Raw genomic sequence first — 24,876 nt, 5'->3', positions numbered from 1 at the left:
ACACCCGTATAACAGGACAGAAATAAACCCAGTTCAAATTTGAAACACAAATGTTAAGAACTTTGAGCTGGCTCGCACAAGCCAGCAACAAAATTACACGTTTGCGCTATTGTCCCCACCGGAAAGGTAGCGTTGTTCAAAGACATCCGACGGAACAGCCGGTGCAAACAGGAAGCCCTGTCCGCCCTCCACGCCCGCTTCAGCCAGCCAGGTGCGCTGCGCGTCTGTCTCAATCCCTTCGGCAATCAGCTGCAGTTTCAGGCTGCGGGCCAGCTGGATAATGGCCTGGACCATGCTGCTGTCTTCCGGCAACCCTTCAACAAAGGCTTTGTCGATTTTCAGCACATCCACCGGCAGGGTTTTCATATGCTGGAGCTGACGCAGCCCGGCATAGCCCATACCGAAATCGTCCAGCGCGATGCGTATACCGACATTACGCAGCGGTTTCAGAATCGCGACCGCCTCATTAGGATCGTCAATACGCCGGCTTTCCGTGACTTCCAGCGTTAGCGTATCAGGCTTGATCCGGTAACGATGGATCAGCTCCAGCATCTCAGACACCATGGTCGGATGCATCAGCTGCAGGGCGGACAAGTTGACCGACAGCGGGAGCGTCACGCCTCGTTCCTGCCAGGCAGCAAGCTGTCGGCACGACTCCTCCAGCACCCAGTAACCGACGGTGACCATCAGGCCACAGGATTCAATGCGCTCAATGAGCCCTTCCGGCAATTCCCATGAACCATCCGGCTGCTGCACGCGCAGCAGCGCTTCCGCGCTGATCACCTCGCCCGTCAGCAAATTCACCTGCGGCTGGAGCCAGAGGGCAAACTGACGGTTATCCAGCGCGGTCAAAATGTCGCTCTCTTCCGTCAGGCGCTGCTGCGCCCTTTCCATCTGTTCCGGGTCGAAGAACTGGATCTGATTTTTCCCTTTGCGCCGGGCGGTAAACGCCGCCGAGAAAGCACGACGGTAAAGCTGTTCCGCCGTTAAGTCACCGTAGTACATCGCAATACCGATACTGGCGCTTGGACGAAGCTGGATGCCCTGAATGGGCAGCCGCTCATTAATGACAGTGAGTACTTGCTGACCTAACGTGATCGCATGCCACGGCTCTTTCACGCCGTTGGCAATCACCACCAGGTCATACCCGCTGACCTGGGTCAGCACCATGCGCGGGGCCAGCACGGACTTCACTTTCTCCACCAGCGTCAGGAGCAGCATTTCACGCTGGTTCTCTTTGAGCACGCCGGCGGTGTCCTGCAGGGTTTCACAGGCAATCACCATCAGCGCGGTGGTTTGCTGGCGGGCAACAGTCTGTTCCAGCATCGCCATCAGGAAGGCTTTATTGGGCAGCTCCGAGACCGGGAAGCGCGTCGCGCTGCTGTTCAGCTCATCCTGCTGGCGCTGCATCCGCTGCTGGTTGAGGTTATAGCTACGTACCAGCATGCCAATCTCGTCGTCATGATGAAGACGTGGCAGCGGAAGCTGATGCCCCACCTGGTCCTGCGGTGAAAGCGTGTTCAACTCCCGGGCAATCCGGCGTAGCGGATGCACAATCAGACGGTTAATACACCAGGTCAGCGCCACGCTCAGAATAAGCGTCATAAGTAAGCAAGTGGTCACTAACGTGACAACCCAGCTCATGACGAACTTATACATGCGGTACGAGTCCGCCTGCAGAACAAGGTAGGCCAACGGCTGTGGATTCGCGGGACGCTCAAGCGAATAGACCGGCAGCGAAATCTGCACCGGCAGTTCAAACAGCCGCATCACCATCATGGGGACCGGGCGCTCGGGGATAAAACTCATCCGCAGCGCCTGAAACTGATTGGGTAACACCACGTCTGCGCGGCTCACGACACCGGCAGGCTGAATGCGTTTTAAAATGGTTTCCGCTTCGGGAATATCCCCTTTCAAAATAGAGGCAGAGAGCGGGCCACGCACTGAGCGGGCAATACTTTCTAATTGCGAAGCCGTGTTATAGCGATTCTGCTGTACGGAATGAAACAGCAAAATTACGCAAAAAAGGAGTACAAACAGCATTGTGACGGCAGAAACCATCGCCATCTGTTTGATAGTTAAGGAACGGCTGACACGCAAAATGACTCTCCACAAAACTCGAAGCGCAGGGCGCACCAGGGTGTAAACCTGGTGCGCCTGAGTATACCCGATTGCTGTACTTTTAAGAGAGACTTACAAATGGATTAAGTTAAATCCGATTACCAGTCCGCGTAAGGGATCAGCGGCTGCGGCGGTAAGTCCATATCGCCCTGCCAGCCTGCAGCAGAGTAGCGTACATAAAGCAGTGCGTGGCTTGGGGTATAATCTTTTGCTTCCTGAATATCCACACCGAGACCCACAAACCAGTTGGACGTGACCCGGCGCTCGATAATGGCCCGTGCGGTATAACCCGTGCCTGAGGAGCTGCTGCCGGTTTCCATTTCGCCTCTGTCGGTGTAGCGACCGGGCTCATCGGTCGGAATCAGTCCCTGAATGGGATAGCGCATCACGTCGTTAGTTTTAGAATGAGACCATGACACCGATCCGCCCAGCTCCCAGGACCAGTTCTCGGTACGTTTACGCCAGGTGACAGGCAACGCGAAGGAGACATACTCCTGCGGGCTGTAATAACCGCCCTGACCCAGAGTATAACCACTCAGATCTTTATCGTAGTGCCAGAGCATGTTGCTCACGCCGACGGTCAGACGCTCATTGTTTTTATTGATGAGCTTGTAGTAGTAACCGGTCATCCAGCGGACGCGCCAGTTATCTTCCACATTTTTACCCGTCAGCGTTTCCGCATTCAGGCTCGACCAGACGCCGTGCGCCTCACCTTTGTCATAACTGATACTCGCGCCACCGCCGGTTGCGCGCACGCCGCCCCAGGTGGTGCCGGTGTTGGTATCTTTTTGCCCGGCAAAGGCGAGCAGAGAGCTGGAGATCGGGCGACGATGGGCGTTAACGGTATAACCGATTGGCCCCAGGTCACTGCTGTAGCTTACACCACCGACTACGTCGACAACGTCAAAGCCCATCGGCGTGGTACCAATATCCCACGCCCAGGTTTTGTTCTGCCAGCCCACGGCAATACTCGCGCCATTTGCTGACTGATGCGTGTTGCCACTACACGGCGTTTCGGCACAAGTGCCCCATTTCGGATCGTAGGTACCGTTATCGGTGGAAAAGGACCCGGCATCCATATTGACCAAATCGCTACGCAGGAACATACGGCCATCCGCCAGTGGTGCATCCGCCTGTAACATGGTGGTATGCGCTTTAAGATCGGAATAGCCGCCGGTGCCGCTGGAGCCCCAGTAATCATGCTGCAGCGTGACGTTAACATCCTGCTGACGGTACAAATCACCGGCGTCGCTACGCACGCCGCGTTTCAGCCAGTCGTCTTTTTCGTCGTTACGCGTCAGGCGGGTAAAGCTGTCATTGTCAGCCGGACGTGTCGTCGTGACGCCTGACGACACCATCGCATCTTTATACGTTTCCAGTGCCTGCTGAGGCTGACCATTTTGCGTCTGGAAACGGGCGGCATCACGTAATACCAGCGCGTTTTCCATAGATGCAGGCTGTGATTTCGCCTGAGGAATAATCTTGCTGAACGTCTGCTCTGCGGCGGCGGAATCCCCAAGGCCTGCCTGCGCCATCGCGATCCGGCGCTGCATATTGAGCGACAGCGGCTCTCCGTTTTGCGCGGCAGGCAGTTTTGCCAGCGCGGCACGGGCTGCCTCTTTGTTGCCCTGGGCGCTATACACTTCGGTCAGACCGAGGATCGCATCTTCGTTCTGCGGTTCACGCTCCAGCACGGTGTTGTAAGCCGTTTTCGCGGCCTCCAGATCGCCACGCTGCTGCGCCCAGTCCGCAAGGGTTAAGTCGATACGGGTAGAGGACGGCTGCTGGCGAAGGAGGTTTTCCGCCTCCTGCTCTTTGCCGCTGTCGCGCAGTCGGTTTGCCGTTTCCAGCGTCTGGTTACTCTGCAGGCGGTCGGCAAGCTCCTTAATATTGGCGTTCCACTGGCTGCGCGGAAGCGTCTCCAGATGCGTGAGCGCGGCCCGGTCCTGATCGTTTCCGGAGAGATACAGCCCACTGGCATACACCTGTTCCGGATCGGACGGTTTCTGGCTGGCAAGCTGGCGCATCAGGTTATCCGCCTGGCTGCGCTGGCCCGCGCTATAGAGATCGCGCGACAGACGGTAGGTTATCCAGACGTCGCCCGGAGAGAGTGCCAGACGACGACGCTGAATTTCCGCCGCCTGAGCGTATTGGCCCTGGTTTTCCAGCTGTTCCGCCTGGGCTGACAGCTGCTCGTTGGTCAGGCTACGTTCAATGTCATCAATGCTTCGGCGCTGGCTGGCAGAGAGCGACTGGATAAACTGCGCGGCCTTTTCCGGGGACTGCGCACGATAAACATTGGCAAGGCCACGAACGGCATTGCTGTTACCGCTGTCCATACGCAGCGCCTGACGGTAATAACGTTCCGCCGCAGCCGTGTCTTTACGCGCCGCCGCGGCATCTCCCAGCCCCAGCACCGCATAACTGTCGGTATTGTCGAGGGTACGCGCCTGCTGGTAATAACGTTCCGCCTGCGCCGTATTGTTCGCTTTCAGGGCGGTATCACCCTGCTGGATCAGCAGCCAGTAGCGGTTAACTTTCAGCAAACTGTCCCATTTGCCACGGTTATCGCTCTGCGGATCGAGGGCGATCGCCTTTTCAAACTGCGCCACCGCACGGGCGCGATCGCCTTTCTGAGAGTACGCCTGTCCAAGCGCGCCCACGGCTTCGCTGTCGGCATGATTTGCGCTGACCGCTTTTTGCAGATCCGCCACCGCCTTATCGCCCTGCCCGGCATCCACCGCCGCCAGCCCTTGTGCTTTTGCACGGAACGTTGGATCGGCGAGCTGTTTTTGCTGCGTATCAAGTTGGGTACGTGCCGCCGCTACGCTGTCGCCGTCGCTGAAGACGCTCAGGTATTTTTGCAGCGCGCTGACGCTGGCGTTGCTGACAGGCTGATTTTTGATCTGCTCATACCACATATCAGATGCCTGGCTGCGGCCATTGCTGGATTTGGCCATCTCCTGCAACACCGCAAAGCCTTCATCGCGGCGTCCGGTCTGGAACAGGAGCTGGGCCAGCGTGCCCTGCAGCTGCGTATTGCCCGGGCTGCTGGCGTTAATTTTCTTCAGCTGATTAATGGCGACGCTACGGCGGGCAGGATCTTTCGCCACAACATTCCAGTATTCCGTCGCCACGTCACCGCCCGGCGGATTACCGTCAAAAAGCTTGTCATAGGCCGCAATGGCCTCCTGAGTATGACCCGTTGTAGCCAGTAACCGGGCCTGCTGTAACTGCTGACGGCCTTCAGGCGTAGAAAGCAGCATCGTATTGCGCGAGGACTGATACGCACTGGAGCCCGGCGCGATCCCTTTCAGACGATCCAGCTCTTTTTGCGCACCGGCGTTATCACCCTGACGAAGCAGGTAACGAAAGCGCGCCGCAATGACGTCGGGGTTGTTCGGGTCAATCAGCTCAAGGCGGTAGAGCGACTGACGAACCAAATCCTCACGCTGCGTCGATTCACCCAGCCGCACCTGTTGCAGCAGCTGTTGCTGCTGCGGGGAGTTAGCGGCCTGAGCCAGCGGCATCAGTGCCAGGCTAAGCGATAAACTGAGAAGATTTACTGTGAAGTTGCGCATTCCTGGCCCCAGTCCGGTATTAATTCACCTTGAGCGGTGAAGCGAAAACGATGCTGATCCCATCCTTGCCCGAAGAGAGTCAGTACGTAGCTGTAATAGGCATTATTATCGGGAAAATTATCTGCAACGCGCTGGCGCTGTACCGCCTGCGCATCACGCTGCTGTAAAAAAGGCAGCATCGCAGCGGAAAAGCCGACCGGCCCCTTGCCCGCAGGCTTCCCGCTCGCCACATCCACTTTTTCCGGCGGTACACCGTGTTTCGTGGTCATTGTCGCCATCGGCCGGAAGCGCGTAAGCAACCGGGCTTTCTGGGCGTCTTTGTCACTCATCATTCCGACCCAGAGGTAGACGCGGATGGCGTCGTAGCCGCCCACCAGCGATTTATCCTGCTGCAAATGCCAGCCTCTGTTTTTCTGATACTGCACCCAGTCCGGCGAAAACCCCTTTGGCGCCGTTTCCAGCAACAAGCGCAGATTGGTTTCACGAAGGGTCGTCCACGGGGCACCAAAGCGCGTGAAATAGCTCGCTATCTGCGGGGGAAGATAGCTGGGGTTAAAGCGCCAGGCTTTCTCCTCGGCAAAACCGACCTTCCCGGGCAGCAGCATGGAGCCGAGTCCCGGTACTTTCACCACTTCCTCATGGGCAATGCGTTTAAGGAGCGCCTTACCCGTGCGGGTATAGTCCGGATGTTTCCACAGCCGGCCCGCCTCAAGCAGTGACCATGCAATCCAGACATCGGCATCCGAGGCGGAGTTGGTATCGATTATCGCCCAGTTGTCGTGGTCTTTCTGACCCCATAGCCAGGCGGGCAAATTATCGTTCAGATTGCCCCCGGCCAGGTTGTCGCGCGTCCACGTCAGCAATTGATCAAAGGCTTTGCGATCGTTCGCGGCCAGGGCAAAGAACAACGCATAGCTTTGCCCTTCCGACGTGGTGATTTTGCGCGTGTCGCTGGGATCAATGACACGCCCGCTCTCACTGATGTAATCCTTTTTAAACTGCTCCCAGGCAGGCCAGGTGCAGGCGGCGCGAAGAGGGATCGCCGCCAGCATCAACGCTGCTAACACACACCAGCGAAACGCTTTCATCACCTGTTACTCATCCGGGTTAAGGCGACGACGGCTGATGATACGCAGCAGACGCCACAGCACCCACGCCAGCAACACCACGCTGACGGCGGCCAGGATAGCCAGCAGAACCGGATGGTTAGCCAGCGCATACCACAGACGCTCGAACCACGGCAGATGGCCCACATAGTACACATCGCCCACGCGCAGGCTATTGACCCCAGACTCGCGGATCACCGCCACCGAACCATACATCGCGGCACGTTTGCCGCTGTCGTTCATCGCGCTGTTGAGTAACGCATACCCACGCGGGCTGTCCGCCAGGAGCGCCACTACGCTACGCTGCTCGTTGTAAGGTGACTGGAAGCCAACCACCGCGGCCATTGGTCCCTGAGACGTAACGGTTGTCTGCACGCTGGCCTGACGATCGTTAATATCCGGCATAATGCTCGGGAACTCGGTCTGACGCAGTGGCGTGTTAACCCAGGACTGGGCTGCTTTGACCAGCAGATCGATACGCTTGTCATCCTTCAGCTTATCCGGGATGTTACCGATGACCATGATGTCCGCGTCTTTGTTCTGGATCTGGCTACCATCGTCAGTCAACGTGACGTTAATTGCCGGTAATCCGGTCTGCGCACCCACGGACGCCATGGTGTCCAGCAGGGTCGTCACCTGGCCCTCATTTGGCGCTTTTGGCATGACGACAATGGATTCAGAGAGATCGGCCATACGGCTGAACGGGAAGCTGGCATTAGCAAATGCACGCAGGTCCGGCATGGCAAGGAAGTGATAATACTTCGAGAAGTCGATGGTTGACTCATCACCAATCACAACGTGGTTCTGTACTTGCTGGAAGGTGATGCAGTTATCCACCGAGCCGCCGGGCATCGGGTTCATGTACTGGAAATCAAAGCGCAGCTGGTTGATCGCCCCAAGCTTCAGCGCCGGAATAGAGACGTCCGTTTTCCCGTCCAGCAGCCCCTGCAACACCGGCAGACGGAGCATCAGTCGGTTAGTATCCTGCGTGCTTGTCAGACTGAAAGATTGCAGGAACTGGTTGTTCAGGCTGATATCCATGCGTGAACTGTCTTTGGTTGCCGGCGCGGTGTAACGGTAGCTCAGATTGATATCAATGCCGTTGGTGCGCAGCAGGTACAGGTCTGGCGGCAGATTCAGTGACAGACTAATTGGGGCTGGCTCAAGCCCCGTCGCCTGCAGCTGTTCTTCATACGTTTTCAGTTCGCCAAACGTGACGGCACGGTCAGTACGCACCCAGTTTGGTGCGTCATAAGGTTTACGCGGCAGCAGCGGTTTAACCTCATCCACCACCACGCTGTTTCCACGGAACAGAACGTTACCCTGGGCAATGCCCTTGGCCGCCTGCACCAGGTCTTTATCATCACGCCCGAAGACCACCAGCAGCTTCACGTACGGGTTATCCGGGTGGCTCATCATCTCAATGGTCGGCGCTTTTACGTCCGGGTGATCGCGCAGGAAGGCAGGACGTTTCGCGTTGGTCGCAAACACGATCGCGTTTCTGTCCGGCATTTTGTCGTACATCACCGGGAAGTTCTGCCCGCGCCAGCCGGAACGTGAACCAAACCACGATGCCACAATGGTGGCCGCCAGCTGCTCAGTGACGTCCGGAGACGCCGCAAACACCATTGGCAGCACTAACTGACGATTATCACGCGGATCAAAGAACGGAACCGGGAACGACGAGAGGTCGTTTTTCAGCGCCAGCGACTGGTAGGTCATCTGCAGCGAAGAGTTGCGTCCTACGTCTACCCACAGGGTATTGCTGGCAGGGTTCTCACAGACGTCACGGTAGTGACCGACAAACTCCAGACGTATGCGGTTAAAATCGGTGATGAAAAGGGGGTTAATTGGCACCTGGGCCTGTGTTTTCTTACCCAGTTGCTCTTTCGTGACGGGCAGGACGTCCATCAGCTCATCATTCAGATAAACCTTCAGCTGAGACTGTACCGGCAACAGCGACGGTGATGGCGTGTATTCAAGGTTCAGCATGGCGTGAGAGACAACCTCATCGCTGCGCATACCGAACTCAATGCCGCCGTTAGGGTTAATACCGCGCAGCACCATGCTGCCCGGCGGCGGCGCAATCTGCGCAAAGCTCAGCTTCACGTCCCGTGACGGGGCATCTTCCGCGACAATAGGCGCGTTTGCTCCCTGTACGCCCGGCATCACCTGACCGACGACATTGCTGTCTGCCGGCAGGGTGTTGCCGTCCGTAGGCTGGTTCGGAATGACGTTTTCCGTTTGACCGGGTGCCGCGGTGATAACCGGATCGGTCGCCTGGGCGACCACAGGTACCGTCGGAGCAGGCGTTGCCGCTGCGTTATCGGGTGCTGCGTTAGCCATCGTTGTGGGGAGCGCACTTACCCCCATTGCCACTGCACATAACCAGGAAAGTTTAGTTTTCATCGCGTTATCATCATTGTTGAGCCATAACCGGGTCCGCCTGCTTCGCCTCATCCCGCTCGGGACGACGAGGAACGAACGATACGATCCAGGAAACCAGCGAAGTAAGGGACCGGAAAATTAATTTCACCGACGACGGGGCAAATTCTGCAAGGTGACGATAGCCACGGAACCCCAGCTTCAGAATATCCAGCAGGCTTTCCAGAGGTTTATCTTCCGGGAAGCTGTCCTGCCAGAGAGCCCACGTGTCCGCGCGGGCAAACGTACACTGCACAAAATCAATATGTTGCTTTTTCGTCAGCGGCATCAGCTGCAGACCGACTTCATTACCGGCTACACGCACCACCTGCGTCGGGAAGACGTACTCCTGCTGGCCGCGCTTCAGCAGCAGGTTAACCTTCTGCCCTTCCAGCACCTTCGCCTGACCGTTGATTTTTATCCCCAGACCACCGTCTGAGAAGTCGTGCACGGTACAGGAGAAGAGGTGACCATCTTCACGGGCGATTGCCGCAGGCATGCAGATTTCCACGCGATGCGCACGGCGGACCTGTTTGCTCTCCACCGACACCGCAACCGCGCCGCCGAGGATAATCAGGTTGTAGAACACCCATGCCATACTCACGAACACGGTCAGGATCTCGTTTTCCGGGCCGTAGAAGTAGCGCCAGATACCGGCAATCACGCCCACGATATTCAGCAACACCAGGAAGATGTACGGCCGGGAGATGACCCAGTCGACATACTCCTCTTCCACCAGACCGCCCTTCGCGGTGACGTTGAATTTACCTTTGTGCGGGTTGATCAGTGCCACCATCGTCGGCGGCGCGATGTACCAGGCCAGCACCGTTTCGTAGATTTCACTCCAGAACGAATGGCGGTATTTACCCTGAATCTTCGAGTTCGTCAGGCTCGCGTGAATCATGTGCGGCAGAACGAACAGCGCAATCATCAGCGCAGGCGCGTAGATGATATAGGCGTGAAGAAGCAGGAACGCCAGCGGCGCGGTCAGGAAGATGAGGCGCGGGATACCGGACAGGAAGTGGAACATGGCGTTGACGTAGCACAGACGCTGCGCGAGTTTCAGCCCTTTCCCAATCAGGGGGTTATCGAGACGGAAAATCTGCACCATGCCGCGCGCCCAGCGAATACGCTGGCCGATGTGCGCCGAGAGAGATTCCGTTGCCAGACCCGCGGCCTGCGGAATACGCATATACGCGGAGGTGTAGCCCCGACGGTGCAGGCGCAGCGAGGTATGCGCATCTTCGGTGACCGTTTCGACGGCAATGCCACCGATCTCATCCAGCGGTTTACGACGAATAACCGCACAGGAACCGCAGAAGAAGGTCGCATCCCACATGTCGTTCCCGTCCTGCACCAGGCCATAGAACAGCGTGCCTTCGTTAGGGGTTTTACGGAAACGGCCAAGGTTACGTTCAAACGGATCCGGCGAGAAGAAGTGGTGCGGCGTCTGCATCATCGCCAGCTCTTTCTCCTTCAGGAACCAGCCCATCGTCATCTGCAGGAACGAGCGCGTCGGCACGTGGTCGCAGTCAAAGATTGAGACAAACTCACCTTTGGCATATTTGAGGGCGTTGTTGATGTTCCCGGCCTTGGCGTGTTCATGCGTGGTACGGGCGATGTACTCGACACCCACCTCTTCCGCGAACTGGCGGAACGCCGGGCGGCCGCCGTCATCCAGGACCCAGATTTTGAGTTTATCTTTCGGCCAGTCGATGCCCAGCGCGGCGTAAATCGTGTTTTTTACCACGCTCAGGTCTTCGTTGTAGGTCGGCACGAAGAGATCGACAGACGGCCATTGTGACGTGTCTTTTGGCAGCGGAACCGGCTGACGGTTGAGCGGCCAGATGACCTGGAAATACCCCAGCACCAGTACAACCCAGGCGTACGTTTCCGCAAACAGCAGAACCAGACCGCACACCAGGCTGACCGGGTCATCCCAGTTGAGCGTTGAGGTGTAACGCCACCAGATGTAGCGACAGGAGACGGTCAGTGACAGCACAATCAGCATCAGGGCGGAGAAGCGTCCCGGGATACGGCGCACCAGCAATGCCACGCCCCACAGCAGGATCAGGAAGGTGAACTGCGCCAGAGGGTTAAAGGGCTGCGTAATACAGACCAGGGCCAGAATGAGCGAGAAAACGACGATTACGCCGAGTATAAAACGCCGCAAGCCCGGGTGCAGATGCCCGAGCTCTTTATGGTTATCCAGATGGCTGGTCTTGTCACCCACGCGGTCAGGCAAACTGTCCAGCCACTGGTGATAGCGCTCACGTAAATGTTGCACGCGGGAGAAGCTGCGCCAGCGCGGCGCTTTGTGTTCTGAGCGGGACGACGTGGCCACCAGCCAGACAGCCTGAATGATATAACGCGCCGGATCCAAGGGTCGCGGGCGATCGGGATGAATATGCGGATATAACTCACTGTGCTGCGCACGAATGCGCTGCCAGCGCGGGTGTTCGAGAGGAATGAACGTCCAGGCCAGAATCATCCAGAAGCAGCCGAGCGCGGCGCTGAATGCCGAAGCTCCGTGCCGGCGAAAATGCCGGTAATGTTCGCTCAGACGCGAACTGACCGGCGGGATGAGTAACCAGCTGACGAGACGGCTCATACAGAACTCCCTGCAGGCTCTGCCCCTTTGGCAAAGTGCAGCAGACACCAGTTCGCCAGCGTCAGGATCTCTTCTGCCGCCAGGGAATCGCTGCGGTATTCACCGAGTGGCTGTTTGGAGGCCAGGCATTCCGCCATGCCCTCATCACGATGGATAACAATCGGCAGCAGACGGCGCTGGCTTTGCAGCCAAACCTGATACAGGTCGTCCTGGATCTGGCTGCCAATGCGTAAATCGTTAATCAGGATATGACCATTTTCAGGCAACCCTTGCTGATGCAGACGGATATGGCAATTCGCGTCGACGTTCACAATCGACAGCACGCGATCGCACTGCGCCATAAGCTGTCGGGTCAGCGTGCCGGCGCCGTGCGGCAGATCCAGAAGGATCCACTTATAATGGCCTTTTTCTTTCAGCTCCTGCAGCGCGACGGTGAACTGGGAAAACAGACGCTGATAGGCAGCTTCATTTTCACGCTCGGTAGTGGTCAATTGGCCAAAGGGCAGTAAATCAAGCTGCGAGGTATAACGCATACCCGCATCGCGCCAGTCTTTATCATCAAGCAGCGCGCGAGCCCAACCCTCTGTACGCGTAAAGTCGACATTAAACGACATGCGCAGCAAATTATCGGCACAGGCGTCAATCACCAATACCGATTCACCTAAAAGCTGTAATGACCACGCCAGCGCCGCGGTAACGGATGTTGTACCTACTCCACCACGGACGCCCTGTAATCCTAGTATGGCCATCAATGGCTCCCTTATTGTTGTTGGGCAAATTCAGCTAATAGCGGCCAACGTTTAATAGCCGCGGCCAACTGTTCCCGCTGGGAAATGTCGGTGTAATCTATTTCAGGTAATGAAAACGCCTGCGTCAGCGCCAGAAAGTCGTTCTGGAATGTGTAACCCAGGGTTGAGTCGACTGGGGTGCCGGGTTCGTTATTATCCATTCTATTCCATCCCTTTGAGTAAAATCGCACAATCAGAAGTAGCGAGGCTTCCTGCCCTATCAAATTTCATTTACATGCTAAATCTGATGTTCTTTAATTTCAATGTTAGGTTTATTTCTACGCTTTCGCTAGTAAACTGAGATACAGAGAAATTAAACGAAAAGAGGGACACCGTGGACTCCATATTTTCTATTGGCATCCAGTCATTATGGGACGAATTGAGCCACATGCCAGTCGGAGGAGTCTGGTGGATTAATACGGATCGTAATGAAGATGCTATCAGTCTGGTAAACAAGACAATTGCCGCTCAGGGCAAGGATTCCCGCGTGGCCGTCGTGAGCATGGGCGAAGAGCCAAAGAAAATTATCACCCTTGAAAACGATCGTGGTCCGCAGACGGTGCGATTATTTTCCATGCCTGCGGAGGCCGATAGTCTATACTTTTTGTCCCGCGACATTCAGTGCTCTATTGATCCGGATCACTATCTGGTGATTCTGAAATGCTCAAATAACGCCCTGCAAAATATCCCTGCTGAAAAACTACTGCCCTGGCTGGAAAAAATCAATAAATGGGCAAAATTTCAAAATTGCACGCTATTGATAGTCAATCCTGGCAGTAATAACGACAAACTGTTTTCCCTTTTAATGGGCGAATATCGCTCCCTGTTTGGTCTGGCGAGTCTTCGGAACCAGGCAGACAGCTATCTCTACGATATTGCATTCTGGTGTAATGAAAAAGGCGTAAGCGCCAGACAACAGCTCACCCTTAAACATATTGAGGGCGAATGGCATCTGGCGCAGCAGGAAGAAACCGTGGTGCAACCGCGCAGCGATGAAAAACGAATCCTGAGCCATATTGCCGTTTTAGAGGGGGCACCTGCGCTCTCGGAAAATTGGTCGTTGTTTGATTCTAACGAAGCGCTTTTTAATGAAGCTCGCACAACCCAGGCGGCAACCATTGTTTTTTCGCTCATGCAAAATAACCAGATTGAAACGCTGGCGCGACAGATCCATACCTTACGTCGCCAGCGCGGAAGCGCCTTAAAAATAGTAGTGCGCGAAAATAACACCAGCCTTCGCGCCACGGATGAGCGCCTGCTTCTGGGCTGCGGTGCCAATATGGTGATTCCGTGGAATGCGCCGTTATCACGCTGCCTGACGCTTCTCGAAAGTGTTCAGGGTCAGCAGTTCAACCGTCACGTACCGGAAGATATCTCCACCCTGCTCTCCATGACGCAGCCGATGAAGCTGCGCGGATACCAGAAATGGGATACCTTCTGCGACGCCGTCGGCAACATGATGAGCAACACGCTGCTTCCTGCAGACGGGAAAGGGGTGATGGTTGCCCTGCGCCCGGTACCGGGTATCCGCGTTGAACAGGCGCTCACGTTATGCCGTCCGAACCGCACAGGAGACATTATGACCATCGGCGACAACCGCCTGGTGCTGTTCTTGTCCTTTTGCCGGATAAACGATCTTGATACCGCCCTTAACCATATCTTCCCCCTGCCAACCGGGGATATTTTCTCGAACCGTATGATCTGGTTCGAAGATAATTCTATCAGTGCAGAGCTGGTGCAGATGCGCGCCCTCGAGCCTGAACAATGGGCGAAACCGCTCACCGTGAAGAGCGATGCCAAACCGATTCTCAACGCCCGACATGACGGACACGTCTGGCGGCGAATACCGGAACCCCTTCGCCTGTTAACTGAGAATGGGGAGAACGCACCATCATGAATATCAGCGATATCATTCAACTGGTCGTATTCTGTGCGCTGATCTTTTTCCCGCTTGGCTACTATGCACGCCATTCCATACGCCGTATCCGCGATACGGCCAGAGTGCTGTTTGTAAAACCTCGCTATGTAAAACCAGCCGGAACACTGACACGGGCATCACACGTCAAGGCAGACCGAAAACATGACTAATTCTACCTATACCGCTTCGTCACCATCGCCGCTCTGGCAATACTGGCGCGGCCTTTCCGGCTGGAACTTCTACTTTCTGGTGAAGTTTGGTCTGCTGTGGGCAGGCTATCTGAATTTCCATCCCCTGCTTAACCTGGTGTTTATGGCTTTCCTGCTGATGCCTTTGCCCAATATCAGGCTGCATCGCTTGCGTCACTGGATTGCTATCCCTGTCGGCTTTGCTCTGTTCTGGCATGACACCTGGCTGCCGGGACCGGACAGCATTATGAGTCAGGGTTCGCAGGTGGCAGGGTTTAGCGCCAGCTATGTCCTTGACCTGACCGAGCGCTTTATTAACTGGCAAATGATAGGTGCCGTCTTTGTGCTGCTGGTGGCCTGGCTGTTCCTGTCACAATGGATCCGCGTCACGGTATTTGTCGTCGCCATTATGATCTGGCTGAACGTGCTAACGCTTGCAGGTCCAGACTTCTCCCTGTGGCCCGCGGGTCAACCCACGACCACGGTGACCACTACTGGGGGAAGTGCAGCGGCAACCGTCACGACGGCAGGTGATACGCCTGTGGTCGGCGATATCCCGACGCAGACCGCACCGCCGACGTCCACTAACCTGAACGCCTGGCTCTCCAGCTTCTATACCGCGGAAGATAAACGTCAGACCAAATTCCCGGAAGCCCTGCCGGCGGATGCTCAGCCGTTTGAGCTGCTGGTGATCAACATCTGTTCCCTCTCCTGGGCTGACGTCGATGCCGCGGGTTTGATGTCTCACCCGCTGTGGTCCCATTTCGATATCCAGTTTAAAGACTTTAACTCTGCCACTTCGTACAGCGGCCCGGCGGCAATTCGCCTGCTTCGCGCAAGCTGCGGTCAGACATCGCATAAGAACCTGTATCAACCCGCCGGCAACCAGTGTTATCTGTTCGATAACCTATCAAAACTGGGCTTCACGCAGCATCTGATGCTGGGACATAACGGCCAGTTCGGTAACTTCCTGAAAGAGGTGCGCGAACAGGGTGGTATGCAGGCACAGCTGATGGATCAAACCGGACTGCCGGTCACTCTGCTGGGCTTTGACGGTTCACCTGTTTATGACGATACCGCCGTGCTGCAACGCTGGCTGAAGACCATCGAAAAAGACAGTAATCCGCGCAGTGCAACGTTCTACAACACGCTGCCGCTTCACGATGGTAACCACTTCCCTGGCGTGAGCAAAACGGCCGATTATAAAGTTCGTGCGCAGAAATTCTTCGATGAACTGGACGCGTTCTTTACGGAGCTGGATAAATCGGGCCGTAAAGTGATGGTGGTTGTGGTACCTGAACACGGCGCCGCGCTGAAAGGCGACAGAATGCAGGTGTCAGGTCTGCGTGATATCCCTAGCCCGTCTATTACCAACGTACCGGCAGGCATTAAATTCTTTGGTATGAAGGCACCTCATCAGGGCGCACCGATTGAGATCGCTCAGCCAACCAGCTATCTGGCCATTTCAGAACTGGTTGCCCGCGCGGTTGACGGCAAACTGTTTGTGGAAGACAGCGTGAACTGGGATCAGCTCACCAGTAACCTGCCGCAAACTGCCGAAGTCTCTGAGAACGCGAACGCGGTCGTGATTCAGTATCAGAACAAACCGTACGTTCGACTGAACGGTGGAGACTGGGTACCTTATCCGCAGTAAACCGCATTTCCCTCTCCCCCAGGGGAGAGGGCTCACCCGTTCCGTTATGGCTGTTCAGCAAGCCATACAAGCATTTTCAGGCTTGCGGAGTAGTAATCATCCTTTGCAGTGATCTCGGGTTCTCCGGATGGCTGTCCCATCGTTAAATCACGTACCGCCAGCAGCCCCCCTTCCATCATGTAAGGCGCATATTCATTGGTCGTCACGTTTACCCATGCGGGAGTTTGTTCGCGGGGGAACTGACCGAACCAGGCTCGCCACGGCGTTAACAGCGGGCTCTTCTTATCAGACCAGGCCAGGTAAAGTGGAATGCGGATCGCGTCGTAGCTCATCCGTGGCGGCCAGGCTTTGGCCGGGGACAGCGTGCCCGTAGAGCCCAGTGAGACCCAGTCCGTGGGAAGTCTGGCTTTACCCGATCCCATTTTTGCCAGCAAGCGATGGCCATCCTGAATCAACTTGCCCCAGACCGGCGAATGGCTGCGGCTGGCAAAGGCCTGCCAGGCCGGGAAGACGAAATAAGAGGGGTTAAGCACGATCTCACCGTCGAGGGTAAACCCCTGGACGCCGGGCAGCATCACGCGGTAACCCGCATAACGGGTCACGGTGTGGCTAATGAGTGCTTTCGTTATCGCATCCGATGCGGCGCTGTACTGTTTGTCATGCCAGCGCGTATCCGCTTTCAACAGCGCCCAGGCAATCAGGACATCGCCATCGGCGGCGTTATTTTTATCAGCAATCGGGTTGGACTCGGCAGGGTTATAACGCCAGTAAAACAGACCATTTTCTTTGTTCTTTAACGTACCGTCAGTCCATTTCCAGAGCTTATCGAACGTGGCTTTATCGTCGTTAGCCACCGCCATCAGCATGGCGAAGCCCTGGCCTTCAGTATGCGAAACATTGCCGTTGCCGGTATCGACAATCCGCCCTTCCGGCGTAAAGAAGCGTGCTTTGTAACTCTCCCAGGCCTGGCCCGCCTGAGAGAGGGGGGAGAACAGTAAACTCATCATGACGGCCAGAGCGGCGCATGCGGGTTTTCGCATAATGGGTTATTCCGCGCTGCGCAGTGAAATCTCACCGCCCACCCAGGGTTTGATCACGCCATCCTGCTCCAGGAGCAACGCGCCCTGTGCGTCGATGCCGCGGGAAATACCGTAGATCTCTTTATCACCAATCAGCAATTTCACCGGACGGTTAATAAAGTTATCCAGCTTTTCCCAACGGGACAGGAAGGATGCCAGCCCCTCTTGTTCAAAGAGCGAAAGCGAACTGCGTAATTCTTTAATCATACGCACGGCAAGGGTGTTGCGATCGATGGTGATCCCCGCTTCCTGCAGATTGGTCCACGCCTGATTCACCACGTCATTTTGTACATTGCGCATTACCATATTGAGGCCTGCACCAATGACAATTTGCGCCGCGTCGCCTGTTTTACCCGTTAATTCAACGAGAATACCGGCAAGTTTACGATCGTTCAGATAAAGATCGTTTGGCCATTTCACCCGCACCTCATCAGCGCCCAGATCGTGCAGCACTTCTGCCATCACAATCCCGATGACCAGACTCAGGCCAATAGCAGCAGCGGGACCCTGCTCCAGACGCCAGTACATGGAGAGATAGAGGTTGGCACCAAATGGCGAAAACCACTTGCGGCCTCGACGGCCACGCCCGGCCTGCTGGTACTCGGCTACACAGGCATCCCCGGAAGATAATTCGCTGAGTCGATCCATAAGGTACTGGTTGGTCGAATCGATCACCGGCAAGACCGCAACATTGCCGTGCTCTACCTGGCTGCGGATCAGCTCTTCATTCAGCAGCTGAATCGGCTCCGGCAGGCTGTAGCCTTTTCCGGGTACCGTAAAGACATCGACACCCCAGTCGCGGAGGGTCTGGATATGCTTGTTAATGGCGGCACGGCTCATGCCCAGGTGTTCACCCAGCTGCTCGCCGGAATGGAATTCACCGTCAGCAAGAATGCTTATCAGGGTTAAAGGGATAGTATTGTCCTTCACGCGATAACCTCCACGGCATTCACTTCACCCGTACGGCCAATGAAGCGGACCTCTGGCTCCAGCCAGACGTTAAATTTTTCGCCCACTTGCTGACGGACGTGATGGGCCAACTGGACAACATCCTCGCTGGTCGCATCGTTTTGGTTAATCAGCACCAGAGCCTGCTGGCGATGAACGGCCGCACCGCCCACGGAGGCACCTTTTAACTGGCATTGATCTATAAGCCAGCCCGCGGCCAGCTTCACGCTACCATCCGCCTGTGGGTAATGGGGTGCGGCAGGCCAACCTGCAAGAAACGCTTGGGCGTTTTCGCTGCTGATAACCGGGTTTTTGAAGAAGCTTCCCGCATTTCCATTCACTTTAGGATCAGGAAGTTTGGTCATGCGCATATGGCAAACCGAGTCAAAGACGTCACGGGCAGTCGCCGTTTCGGGATCGAGACGCGTTAAATCACCGTAGGTCAGCACCGGCTGCCAGTTTTTTGACAGACGCAGGCCTACGGCGACAATCACGTAGCGATCCTGATATTCATGCTTGAAAATACTGTCACGGTAGCCAAAACGGCACTGTTCAGCGGTTAAACGCTGAGCCGCGCCGGTCGACAGCTCAATACAATCTACGTATTCACAAACGTGTTTCAGTTCGATGCCATAGGCACCGATATTTTGAATGGGGGATGATCCGGCGCAGCCAGGGATAAGGGCAAGGTTTTCCAGTCCTGGCATCCCTTTGTCCAGGGTGTATTGCACCAGATGATGCCAGTTTTCACCGGCGCCAACGTGCAGATGCCAGCTATCGGCGCGCTCTTCCACATCAATTCCCATGATGCGGTTAACGATCACCGTTCCCGCAAAATCATCGAGAAACAGGACATTACTTCCTTCGCCCAGAATCAGTACAGGTTCGTCTTGTTCTGTTGCGCTTTGCCAGGCATCCAGCAGTTGCTGTGCAGTATCGGCACGTACAATTTTATTAGCATTACGTTGAATGCCAAAGGTATTCCAGGGCTTAAGGGAGTGATTCATAGACGCTATCCTGAGACAAAAACCGGGATAGTTTACCGTATATACGGGGGGATAGGTGATTAGTTTAGAGAAACGAGGAAGGGATAAAAACGCAAAAAGGCCATCCTTTCGGATGGCCTCTTCACTTATTTGATGCCTGGCAGTTCCCTACTCTCGCATGGGGAGACCCCACACTACCATCGGCGCTACGGCGTTTCACTTCTGAGTTCGGCATGGGGTCAGGTGGGACCACCGCGCTAAAGCCGCCAGGCAAATTCTGTAATCTGTATCAGCTGAAAATCGTCTCTCATCGCCAAAACATCTTCGGCGTTGTAAGGTTAAGCCTCACGGTTCATTAGTATCGGTTAGCTCAACGCATCGCTGCGCTTACACACCCGACCTATCAACGTCGTAGTCTTCAACGTTCCTTCAGGAGACTTAAAGTCTCAGGGAGAACTCATCTCGGGGCAAGTTTCGTGCTTAGATGCTTTCAGCACTTATCTCTTCCGCATTTAGCTACCGGGCAGTGCCATTGGCATGACAACCCGAACACCAGTGATGCGTCCACTCCGGTCCTCTCGTACTAGGAGCAGCCCCCCTCAATTCTCCAGCGCCCACGGCAGATAGGGACCGAACTGTCTCACGACGTTCTAAACCCAGCTCGCGTACCACTTTAAATGGCGAACAGCCATACCCTTGGGACCTACTTCAGCCCCAGGATGTGATGAGCCGACATCGAGGTGCCAAACACCGCCGTCGATATGAACTCTTGGGCGGTATCAGCCTGTTATCCCCGGAGTACCTTTTATCCGTTGAGCGATGGCCCTTCCATTCAGAACCACCGGATCACTATGACCTGCTTTCGCACCTGCTCGAGCCGTCACTCTCGCAGTCAAGCTAGCTTATGCCATTGCACTAACCTCCTGATGTCCGACCAGGATTAGCTAACCTTCGTGCTCCTCCGTTACTCTTTGGGAGGAGACCGCCCCAGTCAAACTACCCACCAGACACTGTCCGCAACCCGGATTACGGGTCTACGTTAGAACACCAGCCATTAAAGGGTGGTATTTCAAGGTTGGCTCCACGCAGACTGGCGTCCACGCTTCAAAGCCTCCCACCTATCCTACACATCAAGGACCAGTGTTCAGTGTCAAGCTATAGTAAAGGTTCACGGGGTCTTTCCGTCTTGCCGCGGGTACACTGCATCTTCACAGCGAGTTCAATTTCACTGAGTCTCGGGTGGAGACAGCCTGGCCATCATTACGCCATTCGTGCAGGTCGGAACTTACCCGACAAGGAATTTCGCTACCTTAGGACCGTTATAGTTACGGCCGCCGTTTACCGGGGCTTCGATCAAGAGCTTCGCGTTGCCGCTAACCCCATCAATTAACCTTCCGGCACCGGGCAGGCGTCACACCGTATACGTCCACTTTCGTGTTTGCACAGTGCTGTGTTTTTAATAAACAGTTGCAGCCAGCTGGTATCTTCGACTGATTTCAGCTCCATCCGCAGGGACTTCACCTACATATCAGCGTGCCTTCTCCCGAAGTTACGGCACCATTTTGCCTAGTTCCTTCACCCGAGTTCTCTCAAGCGCCTTGGTATTCTCTACCTGACCACCTGTGTCGGTTTGGGGTACGATTTGATGTTACCTGATGCTTAGAGGCTTTTCCTGGAAGCAGGGCATTTGTTACTTCAGCACCGTAGTGCCTCGTCATCACACCTCAGCGTTAATAAGGAACCGGATTTACCTGGAACCTCCGCCTACATGCTTAAACCGGGACAACCGTCGCCCGGCTAACATAGCCTTCTCCGTCCCCCCTTCGCAGTAACACCAAGTACAGGAATATTAACCTGTTTCCCATCGACTACGCCTTTCGGCCTCGCCTTAGGGGTCGACTCACCCTGCCCCGATTAACGTTGGACAGGAACCCTTGGTCTTCCGGCGAGCGGGCTTTTCACCCGCTTTATCGTTACTTATGTCAGCATTCGCACTTCTGATACCTCCAGCACCCCTCACAGGACACCTTCAACGGCTTACAGAACGCTCCCCTACCCAACAAACGCATAAGCGTCGCTGCCGCAGCTTCGGTGCATGGTTTAGCCCCGTTACATCTTCCGCGCAGGCCGACTCGACCAGTGAGCTATTACGCTTTCTTTAAATGATGGCTGCTTCTAAGCCAACATCCTGGCTGTCTGTGCCTTCCCACATCGTTTCCCACTTAACCATGACTTTGGGACCTTAGCTGGCGGTCTGGGTTGTTTCCCTCTTCACGACGGACGTTAGCACCCGCCGTGTGTCTCCCGTGATAACATTCTTCGGTATTCGTAGTTTGCATCGGGTTGGTAAGCCGGGATGGCCCCCTAGCCGAAACAGTGCTCTACCCCCGAAGATGAGTTCACGAGGCGCTACCTAAATAGCTTTCGGGGAGAACCAGCTATCTCCCGGTTTGATTGGCCTTTCACCCCCAGCCACAAGTCATCCGCTAATTTTTCAACATTAGTCGGTTCGGTCCTCCAGTTAGTGTTACCCAACCTTCAACCTGCCCATGGCTAGATCACCGGGTTTCGGGTCTATACCCTGCAACTTAACGCCCAGTTAAGACTCGGTTTCCCTTCGGCTCCCCTATACGGTTAACCTTGCTACAGAATATAAGTCGCTGACCCATTATACAAAAGGTACGCAGTCACCCCATAAAGAGGCTCCCACTGCTTGTACGTACACGGTTTCAGGTTCTTTTTCACTCCCCTCGCCGGGGTTCTTTTCGCCTTTCCCTCACGGTACTGGTTCACTATCGGTCAGTCAGGAGTATTTAGCCTTGGAGGATGGTCCCCCCATATTCAGACAGGATACCACGTGTCCCGCCCTACTCTTCGAGTTCACAGCCTGTGTGCTTTCGTGTACGGGACTTTCACCCTGTACCGTGCGACTTTCCAGACGCTTCCACTAACACACAAGCTGATTCAGACTCTGGGCTGCTCCCCGTTCGCTCGCCGCTACTGGGGGAATCTCGGTTGATTTCTTTTCCTCGGGGTACTTAGATGTTTCAGTTCCCCCGGTTCGCCTCGTTAACCTATGTATTCAGTTAACGATAGTGTGTCGGAACACACTGGGTTTCCCCATTCGGACATCGCCGGGTCAAAGGTTCATATCACCTCGCCGGCGCTTTTCGCAGATTAGCACGTCCTTCATCGCCTCTGACTGCCAGGGCATCCACCGTGTACGCTTAGTCGCTTAACCTCACAACCCGAAGATGTTTCTTTCGATTCATCACCGGCTTGCGAAAATTTGAGAGACTCGAACACACATTAACTGTGTGTCGTTTCAATTTTCAGCTTGATCCAGATTTTTAAAGAGCAAAACTTCGCAGTGCACCTTTTCAGGTTCACTCTGAAGTTTTCTTGTTTTCGCAGTAAAAGATGGTGGAGCTATGCGGGATCGAACCGCAGACCTCCTGCGTGCAAAGCAGGCGCTCTCCCAGCTGAGCTATAGCCCCATCGTATGACCAACCTCTTCAAATCTGCATGACAGATTTGGTAGGCCTGAGTGGACTTGAACCACCGACCTCACCCTTATCAGGGGTGCGCTCTAACCACCTGAGCTACAAGCCTGTAGAGGTTTTTTACTGCTGTTTTTCATCAGACAATCTGTGTGAGCACTACAAAGGCAGGTTCTTTAAGGTAAGGAGGTGATCCAACCGCAGGTTCCCCTACGGTTACCTTGTTACGACTTCACCCCAGTCATGAATCACAAAGTGGTAAGCGCCCTCCCGAAGGTTAAGCTACCTACTTCTTTTGCAACCCACTCCCATGGTGTGACGGGCGGTGTGTACAAGGCCCGGGAACGTATTCACCGTAGCATTCTGATCTACGATTACTAGCGATTCCGACTTCATGGAGTCGAGTTGCAGACTCCAATCCGGACTACGACGCACTTTATGAGGTCCGCTTGCTCTCGCGAGTTCGCTTCTCTTTGTATGCGCCATTGTAGCACGTGTGTAGCCCTACTCGTAAGGGCCATGATGACTTGACGTCATCCCCACCTTCCTCCAGTTTATCACTGGCAGTCTCCTTTGAGTTCCCGGCCGGACCGCTGGCAACAAAGGATAAGGGTTGCGCTCGTTGCGGGACTTAACCCAACATTTCACAACACGAGCTGACGACAGCCATGCAGCACCTGTCTCAGAGTTCCCGAAGGCACCAATCCATCTCTGGAAAGTTCTCTGGATGTCAAGAGTAGGTAAGGTTCTTCGCGTTGCATCGAATTAAACCACATGCTCCACCGCTTGTGCGGGCCCCCGTCAATTCATTTGAGTTTTAACCTTGCGGCCGTACTCCCCAGGCGGTCGACTTAACGCGTTAGCTCCGGAAGCCACGCCTCAAGGGCACAACCTCCAAGTCGACATCGTTTACGGCGTGGACTACCAGGGTATCTAATCCTGTTTGCTCCCCACGCTTTCGCACCTGAGCGTCAGTCTTTGTCCAGGGGGCCGCCTTCGCCACCGGTATTCCTCCAGATCTCTACGCATTTCACCGCTACACCTGGAATTCTACCCCCCTCTACAAGACTCTAGCCTGCCAGTTTCGAATGCAGTTCCCAGGTTGAGCCCGGGGATTTCACATCCGACTTGACAGACCGCCTGCGTGCGCTTTACGCCCAGTAATTCCGATTAACGCTTGCACCCTCCGTATTACCGCGGCTGCTGGCACGGAGTTAGCCGGTGCTTCTTCTGCGGGTAACGTCAATTGCTGCGGTTATTAACCACAACACCTTCCTCCCCGCTGAAAGTACTTTACAACCCGAAGGCCTTCTTCATACACGCGGCATGGCTGCATCAGGCTTGCGCCCATTGTGCAATATTCCCCACTGCTGCCTCCCGTAGGAGTCTGGACCGTGTCTCAGTTCCAGTGTGGCTGGTCATCCTCTCAGACCAGCTAGGGATCGTCGCCTAGGTGAGCCGTTACCCCACCTACTAGCTAATCCCATCTGGGCACATCTGATGGCAAGAGGCCCGAAGGTCCCCCTCTTTGGTCTTGCGACGTTATGCGGTATTAGCTACCGTTTCCAGTAGTTATCCCCCTCCATCAGGCAGTTTCCCAGACATTACTCACCCGTCCGCCACTCGTCACCCGAGAGCAAGCTCTCTGTGCTACCGTTCGACTTGCATGTGTTAGGCCTGCCGCCAGCGTTCAATCTGAGCCATGATCAAACTCTTCAATTTAAGTTTGATGCTCGTGAATTAAACTTCGTAATGAATTACGTATGTTCACTCAGAGACTTGGTATTCATTTAGTGTCCGAAGACATTAAGAATCCATGTCACTTTGAGTGCCCACACAGATTGTCTGATAAATTGTTAAAGAGCAGTTGCGACGCGGCCTACAGCTCACCGTCGCGAGGTCACGTATATTACGTTTTCCTCATTCAGAGTCAAGCATTTATTTTTGCTTTTCTCTGTTGGTGTTCATCTCT

13 protein-coding genes, 2 tRNA genes and 3 rRNA genes are annotated in these 24,876 nt (G+C 55.1%); 3 read left to right on the top strand and 15 right to left on the bottom strand.

Annotated elements, in window-relative coordinates:
• Nucleotides 1–93: 93 nt before the first annotated feature.
• The 7 genes from hmsP to bcsR form a co-directional block, all read right to left on the bottom strand.
• Nucleotides 94–2,100 carry a biofilm formation regulator HmsP gene (gene hmsP, locus QE396_RS18060; RefSeq protein WP_020884487.1) on the bottom strand — a complete coding sequence of 669 codons (2,007 nt, stop codon included), beginning with the start codon at nucleotides 2,098–2,100 and terminating at the stop codon, nucleotides 94–96.
• A 119-nt stretch (nucleotides 2,101–2,219) separates the two neighbouring features.
• Complete coding sequence (gene bcsC, locus QE396_RS18055) at nucleotides 2,220–5,702, bottom strand: cellulose synthase complex outer membrane protein BcsC (RefSeq protein WP_020884486.1); 3,483 nt, start codon at nucleotides 5,700–5,702, stop codon at nucleotides 2,220–2,222.
• A complete protein-coding gene (bcsZ, locus tag QE396_RS18050; RefSeq protein WP_020884485.1) occupies nucleotides 5,684–6,790 on the bottom strand; it encodes a cellulose synthase complex periplasmic endoglucanase BcsZ in 1,107 nt (368 codons plus the stop codon). Before bcsZ ends, bcsC begins: the two co-directional genes overlap by 19 nt.
• Before the next feature lie 6 nt (nucleotides 6,791–6,796).
• The gene (gene bcsB / locus QE396_RS18045; RefSeq protein ID WP_032670490.1) at nucleotides 6,797–9,217 is read right to left on the bottom strand and encodes a cellulose biosynthesis cyclic di-GMP-binding regulatory protein BcsB; all 2,421 of its coding nucleotides are present in this window, start codon (nucleotides 9,215–9,217) and stop codon (nucleotides 6,797–6,799) included.
• A gap of 10 nt (nucleotides 9,218–9,227) precedes the next feature.
• Nucleotides 9,228–11,843: a UDP-forming cellulose synthase catalytic subunit gene (bcsA, locus tag QE396_RS18040; protein WP_020884483.1), complete on the bottom strand. Its 2,616-nt coding sequence runs from the start codon at nucleotides 11,841–11,843 to the stop codon at nucleotides 9,228–9,230.
• Nucleotides 11,840–12,592, bottom strand: a complete 753-nt coding sequence (gene bcsQ, locus QE396_RS18035) for a cellulose biosynthesis protein BcsQ (RefSeq protein WP_020884482.1) — start codon at nucleotides 12,590–12,592, stop codon at nucleotides 11,840–11,842. Before bcsQ ends, bcsA begins: the two co-directional genes overlap by 4 nt.
• Before the next feature lie 11 nt (nucleotides 12,593–12,603).
• Nucleotides 12,604–12,792, bottom strand: a complete 189-nt coding sequence (gene bcsR / locus QE396_RS18030; protein ID WP_020884481.1) for a cellulose biosynthesis protein BcsR — start codon at nucleotides 12,790–12,792, stop codon at nucleotides 12,604–12,606.
• A gap of 173 nt (nucleotides 12,793–12,965) precedes the next feature.
• On the opposite strand from bcsR, the gene bcsE reads away from it, so the two are divergent.
• The 3 genes from bcsE to bcsG are packed head-to-tail and all read left to right on the top strand — an operon-like array spanning nucleotide 12,966 to nucleotide 16,391.
• Entirely contained in the window at nucleotides 12,966–14,528 is a 1,563-nt protein-coding gene (gene bcsE, locus QE396_RS18025; RefSeq protein WP_020884480.1) for a cellulose biosynthesis c-di-GMP-binding protein BcsE, read from the top strand.
• Entirely contained in the window at nucleotides 14,522–14,719 is a 198-nt protein-coding gene (gene bcsF, locus QE396_RS18020; protein WP_025202797.1) for a cellulose biosynthesis protein BcsF, read from the top strand. The genes bcsE and bcsF overlap by 7 nt, the downstream gene beginning before the upstream one ends.
• A complete protein-coding gene (bcsG, locus tag QE396_RS18015; protein ID WP_020884479.1) occupies nucleotides 14,712–16,391 on the top strand; it encodes a cellulose biosynthesis protein BcsG in 1,680 nt (559 codons plus the stop codon). The genes bcsF and bcsG overlap by 8 nt, the downstream gene beginning before the upstream one ends.
• A gap of 44 nt (nucleotides 16,392–16,435) precedes the next feature.
• Here bcsG and QE396_RS18010 read toward each other — a convergent pair whose 3' ends face one another.
• The 8 genes from QE396_RS18010 to QE396_RS17975 form a co-directional block, all read right to left on the bottom strand.
• Nucleotides 16,436–17,431 (bottom strand): glycosyl hydrolase family 8, encoded by a 996-nt coding sequence (locus tag QE396_RS18010; RefSeq protein ID WP_020884478.1) that lies wholly within the window; start codon nucleotides 17,429–17,431, stop codon nucleotides 16,436–16,438.
• Nucleotides 17,432–17,437: 6 nt separating this feature from the next.
• The gene (gene birA, locus QE396_RS18005; RefSeq protein WP_020884477.1) at nucleotides 17,438–18,400 is read right to left on the bottom strand and encodes a bifunctional biotin--[acetyl-CoA-carboxylase] ligase/biotin operon repressor BirA; all 963 of its coding nucleotides are present in this window, start codon (nucleotides 18,398–18,400) and stop codon (nucleotides 17,438–17,440) included.
• Nucleotides 18,397–19,425: a UDP-N-acetylmuramate dehydrogenase gene (murB, locus tag QE396_RS18000; RefSeq protein ID WP_020884476.1), complete on the bottom strand. Its 1,029-nt coding sequence runs from the start codon at nucleotides 19,423–19,425 to the stop codon at nucleotides 18,397–18,399. The genes birA and murB overlap by 4 nt, the downstream gene beginning before the upstream one ends.
• A 134-nt stretch (nucleotides 19,426–19,559) precedes the next feature.
• A 5S ribosomal RNA gene (gene rrf / locus QE396_RS17995) occupies nucleotides 19,560–19,675 on the bottom strand.
• 63 nt (nucleotides 19,676–19,738) lie between these two features.
• Nucleotides 19,739–22,645: ribosomal RNA gene (locus QE396_RS17990) — 23S ribosomal RNA — on the bottom strand.
• Between the two features lie 180 nt (nucleotides 22,646–22,825).
• Nucleotides 22,826–22,901 (bottom strand) — tRNA-Ala (locus QE396_RS17985).
• Between the two features lie 38 nt (nucleotides 22,902–22,939).
• Nucleotides 22,940–23,016 (bottom strand) — tRNA-Ile (locus QE396_RS17980).
• Nucleotides 23,017–23,086: 70 nt separating this feature from the next.
• A 16S ribosomal RNA gene (locus tag QE396_RS17975) occupies nucleotides 23,087–24,626 on the bottom strand.
• Together the 16S, 23S and 5S rRNA genes with 2 tRNA genes alongside form the textbook arrangement of a ribosomal RNA operon.
• Nucleotides 24,627–24,876 lie beyond the last annotated feature (250 nt).

It is taken from the genome of Enterobacter sp. SORGH_AS_0287, assembly GCF_031453695.1.
In the GTDB taxonomy this organism is placed as follows: domain Bacteria; phylum Pseudomonadota; class Gammaproteobacteria; order Enterobacterales; family Enterobacteriaceae; genus Enterobacter; species Enterobacter ludwigii.
This window is presented reverse-complemented; position numbering and strand designations above follow the sequence as displayed.